This window comes from Heyndrickxia sp. MSNUG (assembly GCF_049532715.1).
GTDB lineage: Bacteria > Bacillota > Bacilli > Bacillales > Cytobacillaceae > Mesobacillus.
Genome location: NZ_CP150978.1, coordinates 4,769,382 through 4,783,199, shown reverse-complemented (window position 1 = coordinate 4,783,199; position 13,818 = coordinate 4,769,382). Strand labels below are relative to the sequence as shown.

11 protein-coding genes are annotated in these 13,818 nt (G+C 40.3%); 5 read left to right on the top strand and 6 right to left on the bottom strand.

What is annotated here, in order from left to right:
* Positions 1-246: 246 nt before the first annotated feature.
* From AABM38_RS23790 to AABM38_RS23775, 4 genes are all read right to left on the bottom strand, one after another.
* Positions 247-1,257, bottom strand: a complete 1,011-nt coding sequence (locus tag AABM38_RS23790; RefSeq protein ID WP_423408599.1) for an NAD-dependent epimerase — start codon at positions 1,255-1,257, stop codon at positions 247-249.
* Positions 1,254-2,636: a hypothetical protein gene (locus AABM38_RS23785; RefSeq protein ID WP_423408598.1), complete on the bottom strand. Its 1,383-nt coding sequence runs from the start codon at positions 2,634-2,636 to the stop codon at positions 1,254-1,256. Before AABM38_RS23785 ends, AABM38_RS23790 begins: the two co-directional genes overlap by 4 nt.
* Entirely contained in the window at positions 2,633-3,529 is an 897-nt protein-coding gene (locus AABM38_RS23780) for a glycosyltransferase (protein WP_423410831.1), read from the bottom strand. The genes AABM38_RS23785 and AABM38_RS23780 overlap by 4 nt, the downstream gene beginning before the upstream one ends.
* A 472-nt stretch (positions 3,530-4,001) precedes the next feature.
* Complete coding sequence (locus AABM38_RS23775) at positions 4,002-5,342, bottom strand: S8 family peptidase (protein WP_423408597.1); 1,341 nt, start codon at positions 5,340-5,342, stop codon at positions 4,002-4,004.
* Between the two features lie 501 nt (positions 5,343-5,843).
* Here AABM38_RS23775 and AABM38_RS23770 point away from each other — a divergent pair.
* Positions 5,844-6,635 carry an SDR family NAD(P)-dependent oxidoreductase gene (locus AABM38_RS23770; RefSeq protein WP_423408596.1) on the top strand — a complete coding sequence of 264 codons (792 nt, stop codon included), beginning with the start codon at positions 5,844-5,846 and terminating at the stop codon, positions 6,633-6,635.
* 156 nt (positions 6,636-6,791) lie between these two features.
* On the top strand, positions 6,792-7,070 hold the full coding sequence (locus AABM38_RS23765) for a hypothetical protein (protein ID WP_423408595.1): 279 nt from the start codon (positions 6,792-6,794) through the stop codon (positions 7,068-7,070).
* A 106-nt stretch (positions 7,071-7,176) separates the two neighbouring features.
* Here AABM38_RS23765 and AABM38_RS23760 read toward each other — a convergent pair whose 3' ends face one another.
* Together AABM38_RS23760 and AABM38_RS23755 are read right to left on the bottom strand one after the other, a co-directional pair.
* The gene (locus tag AABM38_RS23760; RefSeq protein ID WP_423408594.1) at positions 7,177-8,142 is read right to left on the bottom strand and encodes a quinone oxidoreductase family protein; all 966 of its coding nucleotides are present in this window, start codon (positions 8,140-8,142) and stop codon (positions 7,177-7,179) included.
* 488 nt (positions 8,143-8,630) lie between these two features.
* A complete protein-coding gene (locus AABM38_RS23755; protein WP_423408593.1) occupies positions 8,631-9,635 on the bottom strand; it encodes a DUF3231 family protein in 1,005 nt (334 codons plus the stop codon).
* A 142-nt stretch (positions 9,636-9,777) separates the two neighbouring features.
* Here AABM38_RS23755 and AABM38_RS23750 point away from each other — a divergent pair, with 142 nt between their 5' ends.
* From AABM38_RS23750 to AABM38_RS23740, 3 genes are all read left to right on the top strand, one after another.
* A complete protein-coding gene (locus AABM38_RS23750; protein ID WP_335379032.1) occupies positions 9,778-9,927 on the top strand; it encodes a hypothetical protein in 150 nt (49 codons plus the stop codon).
* A 282-nt stretch (positions 9,928-10,209) separates the two neighbouring features.
* The gene (locus AABM38_RS23745) at positions 10,210-13,293 is read left to right on the top strand and encodes an efflux RND transporter permease subunit (RefSeq protein WP_423408592.1); all 3,084 of its coding nucleotides are present in this window, start codon (positions 10,210-10,212) and stop codon (positions 13,291-13,293) included.
* 134 nt (positions 13,294-13,427) lie between these two features.
* Complete coding sequence (locus tag AABM38_RS23740; RefSeq protein WP_423408591.1) at positions 13,428-13,769, top strand: zinc ribbon domain-containing protein YjdM; 342 nt, start codon at positions 13,428-13,430, stop codon at positions 13,767-13,769.
* Positions 13,770-13,818: the final 49 nt, after the last annotated feature.

Here is a 13,818-nt window from a genome sequence, read left to right as displayed (position 1 = left end):
ATGTTGATATTAAACCCTGTTGATTGTAGTGGAAGGCGCGAAGACTCCTGCGGGCGCAGCTGGTCAGATGAGACCCCGCAGGAGCGAAGCGACGAGGAGGCTCAGCGCCAGCCCCGCGGAAAGCGAAGCGCATGGAACGAAAATCAACAGCCTTGTTTAACAGAGCCAATATATAAAATACACGAAAAGGCTTCTCAAAGAGGATCGTATGAACGACCTGTTGAGAAGCCTCTTTTTTCGATGCATTTATTGGTTCAGATGATATTTTTTGTACCATTCTACAAAAAACTCTAAACCAGTTTCTAATGGTGTGGAAGGAGAGAAGCCTGCATCCTTCTGCAATTCTGTAATATCTGCATAGGTCATCTTTACATCGCCTGGCTGCATCGGTAAAAAAACCTTATTCGCCTTTTTACCGATTTTTTCTTCGAGGATGCGAATAAAATCAAGCAGCTTCACAGGGTTATTGTTGCCGATATTATAGATTTTATATGGAGCATAACTAGAACTGGGATTAGGATTTTCACGATTCCAATCCTTATTTGGCTTTGGCGGACGATGGAGCAGCCTGACAATCCCTTCAACGATATCATCAATAAAAGTAAAGTCCCTGCTCATCTCTCCATCATTAAAAACTTTTATTGGGTTGCCTTCAAAGATATCCTTAGTAAATGAATAATAGGCCATATCTGGCCTTCCCCAAGAACCATACACTGTAAAGAAACGAAGTCCTGTTGTTGGAATTCCATATAAGTGGCTATAGGTATGTGCCATTAATTCGTTTGCTTTTTTAGAAGCAGCATAAATGCTTACAGGGTGATCAGCAGAGTCATTGGCTGAGAAGGGGATTTTAGAGTTTGCACCATAGACGGAGCTTGATGAGGCATAAATCAGGTGGTTTACTGGATAATATCTGCATGCCTCTAAAATATTTAAAAATCCCAACAAATTTGAATGAACATAGGAATGTGGATTGTTAAGGCTATAACGAACTCCAGCTTGAGCGGCTAAGTTGATCACGACCTCAATTGTGTGAGTGTGAAAAATGGAATGTAATTCTTCTTTGTTTGCCAAATCTATTTTAAAGAACTTGAAATTGGCGTGTTCTTCTAATTGCCTTAACCGATCTTCCTTTAATTGCACATCATAATATTCATTAAGATTATCGATCCCAATAACGTGATAATTTTGCGATAACAATCGTTTAGACAGATGAAAGCCAATAAAGCCCGCTGCACCTGTTATGACAATACTCATCTTCTGCCATTCCTTGCCTGATTTCGATAATTATCTCTAAACCAGCCACTTTTTGTCTTCCTTTGAAGGTCTCTTTCAATGTGCTTTTCATTTATGCGCTTCCATTGGACATCTTTTTCCTTAAACGATTGATTTTTGCTCCTGTGTTCAATCGTTTTTACTTTCCTGGTTTTTTGTTTTTCTTCCGCTATTACTGTCATGGCTTCAGGCTCTTCTTTTGGAATCAGGATAGGTTTGCTTATCCAGTTAGCATAAGTTTTAGGGTCGATTGCCTTTACCTGTTCAAGGAAAGGGGTTAAAAAATCTCTTTCATGAAGGTCTTGGAATAACTCAAGCGGTCGATCTTGTAGCCGGGAGTATGAATAGACATGATCAACAAATTTGAAACCTTGATTGGTTACAAAAATATGCCTTAACGGGGCATCTATCTGTTTGAAACCTGATTTTTTCATTGTGTTTAAAATGTTTAGAAGGCGCGTGGTAATATCGACGGTGAGATTGGATTGTTTTTTTAGGTATTCGTTTAAATTAGGTCCCAATAAATATTCCATTACAATATAATTGGCACCTGTTTCATATACCTTTGGGATGAAAGATAAATGTTGGTTTGATAACAAAACTTCTTTCTCTTGTTGGCAGTGTTCTGGTTTTCCATAAATCTTCACACATTTTTCTTCACTAATTCGGTATACGGCGCCTTGATGGCCTTTCCCAATGAGCGGCTGAGCTACAGAGCTTTCCACCTTGACTCCTTCTCCATTCCCGCCAGAGGTGACAGGAATATTCCTGTAGTCCAATGTGTTTTCGCTGAAATACCTTTCCCATATTTTATAGGTATCCGGATCTGTTTTTTTTACTCGGGATAAAAATGAGTCTTTTAATAAAATAATATTTAAATCTCTTAATAATTTCAGGGGGACCGGATGTTGCCTTTTAAATGCGTTTACGTGATCGACTACTTTTAGTTCTTCATTATCCAGGACGAAAATATGCCGCAATGGTGCATCAATCATCGTGAAATTTGCTTGCTCCATTGCCTTTAAAATGAAAAGAAGTTTGTTTGTAATGGATTCGGGGATATATGTGCAGTTCCTGAGATATTCTTTCAATGTTGGGGCATTAAAGTACTCCATTACAACAAAGTTGGAGCCTGTTTCATATAATCTAGGAAAAAAGGATAAATGTTGTCCGGCCTTAAGAGCCTCAGCTTCCATCTTTGCCTGGGGTAAGTCTGTATAGATTTTCACACATTTTTGTTCAGAAAGTTTAAATACTGCGCCCTGGGATCCCATACCAATAAGCGGATAGTCAGTAGGGTTATCTATTAATAAAGTCTTCAACCCTTTCGTTACTTTAATGGATTCAAAGTCCTTCATCATCGATTCCCTCCTAACAATTCATTGTAATATTTCGCCTGTAATTGAAGCTGTTTCTCCGCATCAAAGAAGCGTTCCACTTTACGGCGCGCGGCCTTTGTATAAGACTCCCAAATATTCCGATGGTTTAGCATGAATTCTAGTGCTTCTGCTAGTTCATCCACATTGTTTTCCTCTACCAAGAAACCTTCAAGATCGTGAGTAATCAATTCAGGAATCCCTGCATGATAGGTTGATACTACCGGAACACCTAGCGCCATTGCCTCTTTCAGGGTATTCGGAATTCCTTCCAGATCTCCATTGGCTGCTTCTAAACTAGCAGCACAGAACAAATCTGCATTTTGCATATGCTCTTGTACTTTTTCTTTAGGGAGATGATTTAATAACCGAAAGGAGTCACCTAAATTTAGTTGATTGGCTAAAGAGAGAAGTTCCTCTTGGAGAACGCCTTTTCCGATAATGGTCAAAGTCGAATCAGGAAATTTATCTTTGATTTTTTTAAAGGCTTGCATCAAAATATGGTGGCCCTTTTTTTCTACTAATCTGCCAACGGATAGAATGTTTTGCCCAGTTCCTTGTAAATCAGGAGCTCGGTACTGATATTTATTTAAATCAACACCTCCGTAAAGCACTTTGATTTTTTTTGGAGGGCACCCCCAGTCCTTGAGCCTTTCAGCTAAATAATGACAAACTGGATAAAATTGATCTCCTTTTTCAAAAAGCATTTTCATATGTTCTAAATAACCTACCGGCTGATCAGCTAATGTTGCATCCCTGCCTCTAATGCTTGTTACTAATGGGAGATTTGTCTTTTCCTTAAAAGGGAGCAGCAGTATGCCTAATTGCCCGTGGTGGGCATGTAATAGAGATACCTTGTTTTTCTTAACGAAGTCCATTGGGGAAAAAATTTCATTAAGATAATGAACTTTATTATTCAGCAGAGAGAGGTCAGTCATGTACTTTGGCTGACGTACCATATGGATATAATCATATCCAGGGACTTCGCGTATCTGGGAAATATATTGAGTGGGGTCAACTCTTAAGTTTAAATGGATAACAGACCGCAATTAAATCTTCTCCTTTCCTTTCAATATAGCTATACGTTAATAGCTTATGAAAGGGAGAAAAAAGCACTTGGACAAAAGGGAAATAAAATTATATAAAACCGCGGATTTTTTTTAAGGGAACTCTTTGGGGAGGAACTTGAATTTCCGATGGTAAGCAGGATTTTTTCATCGTACCTTAGGAGTAGCTTATTTATTTGAAACAGCAAAAATGGAAAAGGGTACCTGGTTTTAGGTACCCTTTTTAAAAATTCGCATTTGAGGTTAGTTGTTTATATTTATCAGGTATTCTTTCATCATTCTATTATTTCAACGCGCTTACCGCATTGATTAAGCCAAATCCAGATTCCCCGTCATAGCCTGGCTTGAACAAATCATCAGCTGAACTTTGGATGATATGTTTTACCTGAGCAGGAGACAGGACGTCCTTACCATATTTGGCAATGATAACCCCAGCAAGGCCGGCCGTTTTAGGGGCAGCCATAGAAGTACCAGCGTAAAATGCATATCCGCCTGGGACAGTAGACAGACAAAGTTTATTACGGTCTCTATCAGCTATATTCCCTGTTTCTAGCCATTTAGTTCCATAATCACCACCTGGTGCAATTACGTCTATTTTACCTACGCCATAGTTTGAGTAGAATGTAAGGTTCTTAGCTTCTCCTCCAGCTGACACACGAATCATCGTTTGGCTGCTAGGACTTCTGTGTGTAGCACCTTTGTCATTGCCGGAAAGCTTGCCAGGGCTTGAAATATCAACTGCATTATTTCCTGCAGATCCAACTACTGTTACACCCTTCTTAATCGCGTATTGAATAGCACGGTTAAATAACCGAACGTCTGCAACTATATCTTTTGTTGCGTACTCAGGATCCTGGAACCAGTCATAACCGCCAAGAGACATGTTAACTACATCGACGTTGTCGTCTGCAGCTGTCATTAAAGCATTGGCTATATCAGCAGTAGATGCGCCGCCTGTTGGACCGAATACACGATAAGCGGCTACTTTTAGATCTGGTCCAATACCTAGTACCCTTCCTTTTCCGGCAATAGATCCAGCAACATGTGTACCATGGCCATTTTGATCCATTGCATCTGGATATCCGGGAACGAATGACTTCCCGTATGCATAGTTAGCTTTAATATCTGGATGATTGTAATCAATACCAGTATCGACTACAGCTACAACAATATCCTTTCCATTAGTTGATTTACCAGTTCCGCCTTTCATATCCCAAGAGGCGCCATTATTCGTTACTTGCTTTATATCCCATTGATATTGATTATAAAGATCAGCTTGCTCTATATTAAAGCTTTGATCTAGTAATTGAACATCTACTGGTGCTTCTGGATAAACGGTATTTTCCATACCAGCATCCAAAACGGCTGAGCTATTTTTAATCTCTGCAAGGAAATTCGGATTTTCAGAGTTTACTTCAACAGCGCCTAATTTAGGCAAGGTCTGTGTAACTTTACCGCCTGACTTCTTAATAACATCTTGATAGTTTGATGGGAGATTATCAGATTTAAAAACAACTATGTAATCCTTTTCAACTTCTTGAGCATGTCCTACACCAAAGCTTCCCAGAAATGCAGCAGCACTTAATGCCACCGATAATGCACTAGCAATAAATTTCTTATTCATTTTTATCCCCCTATTTTGATAGAATTATCTGACAAATCGATTATAGAATCTTAAATCTATTATCACAACGGGGTAATTTTGTTTAATCCTGTCATTACTTGAATTATTGATAGAGAAAATTTCGACGGCTTCTTTCGTCATTTTTAGTGATAGACTCAACTATTTTTAATAAGCAATTGTAAGGAGAGGTAATGAGACATAGAAATCATGGAGCGGTGGAATATCCGTGATAGTATGAAGGCGTATGAATGGGAATAGTATTAATACGGTGTTATTCTTGTAAAAAAGACACTGTTAAAGCTGAATATTGATTTTTAAATCCTGTTGATTGTAGTGGAAGGCGCGTAGACTCTTGCGGGCTCAGCGCCAGCCCCGCGGAAAGCGAAGCGCCTGGAACGTAAATCAACAGCCTTGTTTAACAGAGCCTTAAAAATAAAAAAATGAGAGACCGGCTCTAAACGGTCTTATTTAATTTTTATAAAGAAGGAAAGGGTGCTCAACATGAATTTACAGTTAGAGGATAAGCTTGTAGTCGTGACAGGTTCCACGTCTGGAATTGGAAGAGGAATTGTGAAGTCGTTTTTACAGGAAGGAGCCAGGGTAATCCTGAACGGCAGAAACCAGGATCGAGTGAATCAAGCAGTCGATGAGCTTTCTGCTTATGGGAAGGTATACGGGATTGCTGCTGATTTGTCAGAGGCATCACAAGCACTGGAATTTCTTTTAAAGGTAAAAGAATATGGTGAAATAGATGTTCTTGTAAACAATATGGGAGTGTTTGAAGTCAAAGAGTTTGAATCTGTGACCGATGAAGAATGGATGAACTATTTCAATGTAAATGTGTTAAGTGCTGTAAGGCTGTCACGCGAGATTTTACCTGAAATGCTTAAAAGAAATTCAGGACGTATCATCAATATATCAAGTGAAGCGGGAGTTAAGCCGCTCCCGCAAATGATTCCTTATTCAGTGTCAAAGTCGGCGCTGATCAGCTTATCTCGTGGTTTGGCAGAGCTGACGAAGGGGACGAAGGTAACGGTGAACAGCGTGCTGCCGGGGCCGACGTGGACAGAGGGTGTTGAAAGCTATATGGCAGGTGCAGCGAAAGCTGAAAATGAAAACCTTGAAGTATTCACAGAGAATTATTTTAAAAAGAATGAGCCAACATCATTGATCCAGCGCTTTGCAACGGTGGAGGAAGTAGCGGACACGGTGGTGTTTTTAGCCTCTCAGAAAGCATCAGCCATTAACGGGACCGCTCAAAGAGTAGAAGGCGGCATTATCCGTTCACTATAATCATCCTATTAATAGGATCAAGCAGTAAAAAAAGTTGAACCTTTCCATGAGGTTCAACTTTTTTCTTTAGCAGGCAGTGCATATAGCCGCATGAACAAAAAACAAAGCATATATATAGATATGGTATAAAATCCGCCTAATATGGAGGAGGTATTTATGAAACCGTATCTGATCATTAGCCAATTTTTATATATTCTTTCCTTCATTCCCTGGTTTGTCATTTGGGGATTGTCGTTTATGAGCTTCGACAGTGGTGTCAATTTCTATAATGTATCCTTTGTTCTGATCATAACCTTATATCCGGTTGCTGTAATCATAGGTTCGATTTTTGGGTGGATTTTCAGGGTGAAGAAGAAACGGCTTGCCATTATGATGAATTTGATTCCGCTGATTTGGATCATCGCGTTCTTAAGCTTCATGTTTTTATACAATTGAACAGAGATAACGGCCAAATCTGCACGATTTGGCCGTTGAAGTGATGGTTCTTTTATATTTGGAGAGGGAAACCTATAGATGACCGAGGGCTAAAAAAATCCGCCGATCAAGGAATTAATAAGATTTTGCCGGCGCTTTTTCGGCTTTCTAGTAACTCATGTGCTTCTTTACCATCTTTTAGAGCAAAGGTCATTGGAGTCGAAACAGTTAAATCACCATTTTCGATCCATTTAAATAGCTGGTTTGACCGCTTAATCCGTTCTGCTCTTGAGGTTAATACATTCCATAGATCCCCGCCCGTAATCGTTTTTGATGTATCCATCAGCATCCGGGGGTCTACAGGCTCTGGATCGCCTCCTGCCATGCCATAAAATACGACCGTGCCGCCAACTCGGGTTGCAGCAAAACTTTCTGATAAGGTGGATCCGACAGAGTCAAACACAACATCTGCACCAGCCCCGTTTGTTTCCTGCATTATGTGATCAACCCAATTTTCACTGTATAAAAAAACCTTTTTAGCACCGACCTTTTGGGCTATATCTGCTTTTGCAGAAGAAGATGTTAGTCCAACCGCCGTGCCTCCAAGCAGGCCAGCCATCTGAATCAATAATTGCCCAACCCCGCCTGCAGCAGCATGGACGAGTGCTGTATCTCCAGCTTTAATTTGATAACTATCATGAACGAGATAATGTGCCGTTAGCCCCTGAAGCAGGATGGAGGCAGCCGTCTCGAAGGAAATCGATTCCGGAAGCGGGATTGCTTTTTCAAAAGGAACAGCAACAAGTTCTGCATTTGCATAAGGGACATCGGCAAACGCAATTCGGTCACCAGGTTTTACTTCAGTTACATTGCTCCCAATTTCTTCAACGATTCCCGCGCCCTCATATCCTAAAATGTAAGGCGGCTGGCCAGCAAGGTGATAGTTTCCTCTTCTCCGGTAAATATCCGCGAAGTTTAAGCCAATTGCTTTTGTCCTCACAAGAACCTCATCAGGTCCGATCGAAGCATCTTTGATTTCTTTATAAAGTAATACTTCCGGACCGCCAAATTGTTCAAAAACGAGTGCTTTCATATTAATCCTCAATTCTTCTTTAATTTTTCTTATTGAAGGAAACTTTACTATAGCACCACTGATAAACGATTGCCATTTAGCGAGTTCTTTTTAAAAGGTGTTTTTTAAAAATTTGTTGTTTTGTAAGGCAATTATAAATAAGTTGATTGGAGCACGGGTTCGAGAACAACTCGAAGAGAAAAATGTGCGATGAGTTGTTATGAGAAGCGGTCCGAGAACAACTCAATCAGGAAAAAAGGCCTCGAGTTGTTATGAGAAAGGGATCCGAGAACAACTCAATGAGGAAAAAGCAGGAACTTGAGTATTTCAGCATTCTTCCACGCGGAAAGCGAGCATCCTTACGTTCTATTCAATACCACTCTAAAAGCAACAATGTTTATGAAAACAGCCTTTTAAAAAGAAGGATCCTAGGAAAGGAAAAAGGGAAATGAAATATGCAGGTGAACGCACCTGCATATTTTCTATTTATATCTTATTTTTCCGTCCTTTTATATTTTACGATCAATCGTTTGCGGCGGCTGTTCCAGCCATTTTTCAGTAATCGTCAAAATCAATCCTTTGCCGTAAAATTTCTTCATTTCATCTGAAATATTGGTGAATTTCGTGACGATATCCGATCGTAAGCTTGAGGTCAGAGCCTGATTGATCATGATGAAGCAGAACATTCCCAGGCATGTATTGACAAAGAACATCATCAGCTTATCGGAAAATGGAGAATCCTTCACATCGTATATGTTGAAATCTCCAGAGGCTGAAATTGGTATATTTTCCTTATCAAAGACCTCTTGAAGGGTACTTGTGACTTTTTCGAGTGCCTGGTTTCCTTTGCTGAAATGTTGTTTAAGATCTTTTGTTTTGGCTAGTTTCCCAAAGGTTACGAGGATCATTTTCGAAAATTGGGCTCTATGGATAATTCGTGTAAGATTGGCAATTTCAGCTGCATTTACAGGTCTTGAACCGCCGAATAGCCCATTCAGATAGTTCATATGGCCGACCATATCAATTGTATGGTCCATGGCAACCTGAGGCGGCTTCAAGTAAACGCCTTTAGACAGCATCAGTTCTGTCATATCATTTTGTATATGCAGTACGGACTCAATAGCCTCTTGAAAAAGAGCCCTGATATCTTTTCTGGTAGAATCAGAAAATGCGCTCGGGTATGTAATCATAGAGAGCATCGTTATATCATGGCAAATATATAAAATAAACGTATCGGAAAATACTTTGCCAGCATCAGCTCTTACGTCCTCGGCAGTAAAGCCAAAAGGAATTGTAAGCTTCTCTTTTGTAAAAATATCTTTGAGATTCTGGACGTTTTTTTGGGCAAAATCCAATAGCTTTTCCACTATATTTTTAACTTCTGGATCTGTTGTGGTTGCTAAGAAATATTCATAAAACCGCAGTTCCATCGTGATTTTCATATATCCGGCCCACAAGTTGGATACTTCGGTCGCAGTCAATTCAACCTGGGATTTGTTTGTTGTCTCAGACATTCCATACACTCCTTTCCTATTATTGTTGCTTTTAACGAAGAAATTATTATTGCAATGGGGATTTTGAATTTGCGTAATAGCACTAGTCATTACATATGAAAGAAAAAGGATGGAAAACCTTATAAAAAAGGAGGTTTTCATTTTGAAAAAGATTTTATTACTTTTTTTGCTGGCTTTCTCCATGTTTTCCATCACAGGCTGTGGAAATGATGAAAAACCTGAAGTTGGAGAAGATGTGGAAGATGTAGAGGAAGAAGATGAAATTGGAGACGGCGAAGTAGATGATGAATAAATTTTTAAAATTATTATAACCAAACAGCTCATCTTCAAAAAATGTGCCTTTCCAATAAGAATAGTATCTAATTATTGTCCCCCTTATTTTCGTAATGACTTTCAATTAAGCTGTCTGTAATGATGTTCGTTAAAGCGAAAAGAGCAAAATTTCCTCCTCTTTGCTCTTTTTTGCTGCCTACTCCTCTAATGTTGTAATTATTTTGTATAACGATTGACATCTGACCGGTCAGTCATTAAGATTATAATGAACTAAATAAGTCATTCAGGGGTAGGTGTACAAGTGAAAGGTTTAGTTAATTTTGTTCTAGGAAATAAGCTTGCAGTCTGGCTGCTTACTATTATCATTACTGTATCTGGAATTTATTCAGGCACAAGAATGAACATGGAGACAATCCCGAATATATCAATTCCTTACTTAATGGTAATGGATGTCTATCCAGGTGCAACTCCTGAAAAAGTAATGGAGGATGTGTCCATTCCAATCGAGAAAGCGGTGGAAGGACTTGAAGATGTTAAATACGTTTATTCCAATTCGTATTCCAATATGTCTAGCATTCAAGTGGAATATGAATATGGCATTGATATGGATGAGGCAAAGCGTGCCCTGCAGTCTGCTTTAGATGCTGTAGGACTGCCAGAGGGAGCACAGGAGCCAACCATTACAGCCATCAGCATGAATATGATGCCTGTTGCAGCGCTTAGTGTCAGCAGTACCAAGGAGGATATTGTTGAACTAACGTCTACAGTTGAGAATATCTTAGTTCCTAAGCTTGAAAAAATTGATGGGGTTGCTTCTGTGACCATTACAGGACAACATATCGAAGAAGTCGACCTATCTTATAAGGAAGCGGAAATGGCTGAATTCGGCCTGACCGAGGATAAAGTAAAAGAAATAATCAAGGCTAGCAACCTGGCAGTATCTCTTGGACTCTATGAGTTTAAGGAAGGGGAGCAGGCTGTTGCAGTGGACGGCAAGTTCATGACAGAAAATGAGCTGAAGAACATGCTGATTCCTGTTACACCATCGGCAAGCAATCCTTCACCATTCGTGAAGCTGAGCGATATTGCTGACATTGAATTGGTTGGTAAGGTTCAGTCTGTATCCCGGACGAACGGAAACGATGCCATTGCCATTCAAATCGTGAAAGAGCAGCAGGCCAATACCGTTGATGTTGTGAATGAAGTGAAAGATTTGATAAAAGAAGAGAAAACAAAGATTGACGGTCTTGTCATCGATGTGTCTCTTGACCAGGGGAAACCGATTGAAGAATCCGTTTCAACAATGATTGAAAAAGCGGTATTTGGTGGATTGATCGCTGTTTTGATTATTCTGCTATTCCTAAGAGATTTCAAATCTACGATTATCTCGATCGTTTCTATCCCAGTTTCCATTTTCATGGCCTTGCTGCTGTTGAACTGGATGGAGATTACGCTTAATATCATGACGCTTGGTGCGATTACGGTCGCGATTGGCCGAGTCATTGATGACTCCATTGTCGTAGTCGAAAATATTTATCGCCGCCTGCACCTAAAAGAAGAGAAGTTAACAGGCCGCGCCCTTGTACGTGAAGCAACAATTGAAATGTTCAAGCCGATTTTATCTTCTACATTAGTAACAGTGGCTGTATTCGCACCACTTATTTTCGTTGGTGGGATGGTTGGTGAGCTATTCGCTCCATTCGCATTGACGATGACCTTTGCACTTGGTGCATCTCTGATTGTCGCCATTACGATTGTACCGGCTTTGTCTCACTTCTTATTTAAGAAGAAGCTATATAGTGAGAAGACAGAAAGCAGCCATAAAGAGGCTGGCAAGCTGGCAAATTGGTATAAAGGCGTACTGAATAAATCGCTTAACCATAAAATCATCACCTCAATCATTGCGATCGTTTTATTGGCGGGCAGCCTGGCGCTGACTCCAATCATCGGCTTCAGTTTCATGGGCAGTGAAGAAGATAAGGTCATGTATTTGACGTATACTCCTGGAGCGGGCGAGCTTAAGGAAGAAACATTAGCAAATGTTGAAAAAGTAGAAGAGAAAATGCTGAAACGTGATGATATTGACATTGTGCAAATATCTGTAACGGAAGAGGCAGACCAAATGTCGGCCATGATGGGCTTAGGTTCTGGCGGTGCGTTAATGTACCTGATCTTTGACCCTGAAATGGATAACTTCCCTGAAGTCCGTGATAAAATTGAAGATTATGCATTCAATCTTGGTCAAAGCGGTGAATGGAAGAGCCAAAATTTCGGCGGAATGTCGATGCCTGAAAATGAAATCAGCTATACATTCTACAGTGAAGATTTAACGAAACTTAATAAAGCTGTAAAAATGGTAGAAGAAGAAATGAAAAAAAATGACGGCTTGAAGGATGTATCTTCCAGTGCAGAGGATGCCTATGTTGAGTATACCTTTAAAGTGGAACAGGATGAATTGCTGCAATATGGCTTAACTGCAGGTCAAATCGTCATGCTGCTTAACCCGTCAAAATCAAAGGATGTATTGACGACGATTGAAAAAGATGGCGAAACCCTCGATGTCATTGTCCAGCAGGAGCAAGCAAAACAGCCGGAATCAATCGATGATATCCTTTCTACAACGGTGCCTACAGCGCTTGGTAAAACAATGCCTCTATCTGAGCTGGTAACCGTTGAAAAAGGAACAACAATGAACACTCTGGCGCGCAGCAAAGGTGAATATTATGCGTCGGTTTCGGGAACAGCCATCGATGATGATATCTCAAAGGCTACATCGGAAGTAGATCAAGCAATTGATAAATTGAATTTACCTAAAGGTGTTGAAGTAGGGACTGCTGGTGTCCAGGCAGATATGACGGAAACGTTCACTCAGCTTGGTGCAGCCATGCTTGCTGCAATTGCTATCGTGTACTTTATCCTGGTTGTAACTTTCCGTGAAGGGGTCGCGCCGTTTGCCATCCTATTCTCGCTGCCATTCGCAGTTATAGGTTCATTCGTCGGATTACTGATTGCAGATGAAACCATCTCCGTTTCAGTCATGATGGGTATATTGATGCTCATTGGTATCGTAGTGACAAATGCCATTGTACTCGTAGACCGCATCATCCATATGGAGCGTGAAGGGATGACAATGCGTGAAGCAGTCCTTGAAGCTGGTGCAACCCGTCTCCGTCCAATCCTGATGACAGCCATCGCTACTATCGGTGCTCTCATTCCATTGGCATTTGGCTCTGGCGGAGGCGGCCTGATTTCAAAAGGTCTTGGCATTACCGTAATCGGCGGATTGACAAGTTCAACATTATTAACATTGATTGTAGTACCAATCGTGTATGAAGTGCTATCTAAAGTATTCAAAAAGAACCGCAGAGAAATGGAAGAAAACTAATCACAATGCCCTGCTGAATGACTAGTCATTTGGCGGGTTTTTTTGATTTAGTCATGGAAGTTTCCGTTTTATATAGCCAAGAAGCACTTGCATTAAGCTATAATAGTGATTGCAAAATAAGGGAGGAAAATGACTTGTCAAACTTGCCAAATTGCCCAAAATGCAATTCAGAATATACGTACGAGGACGGCAGCCTTTTAGTTTGTCCTGAATGCGCTTATGAATGGTCATTAGAAGAAGTAACAGGGAATAATACAGATGAGAAGATTGTGAAAGACTCCAACGGAAATGTCCTGAATGACGGAGATACAGTGAGCGTCATCAAGGACCTTAAAGTGAAGGGAACTTCATCGGTCATCAAAATAGGTACAAAAGTAAAAGGGATAAGATTGGTAGATGGAGACCATGACATTGATTGTAAGATTGACGGTTTTGGCGCGATGAAGCTGAAGTCAGAGTTTGTTAAAAAGATATAAAAATGAGCCAGGCTTGTAGCCTGGCTCGTTCTAGTTTGTCGACAAGGAT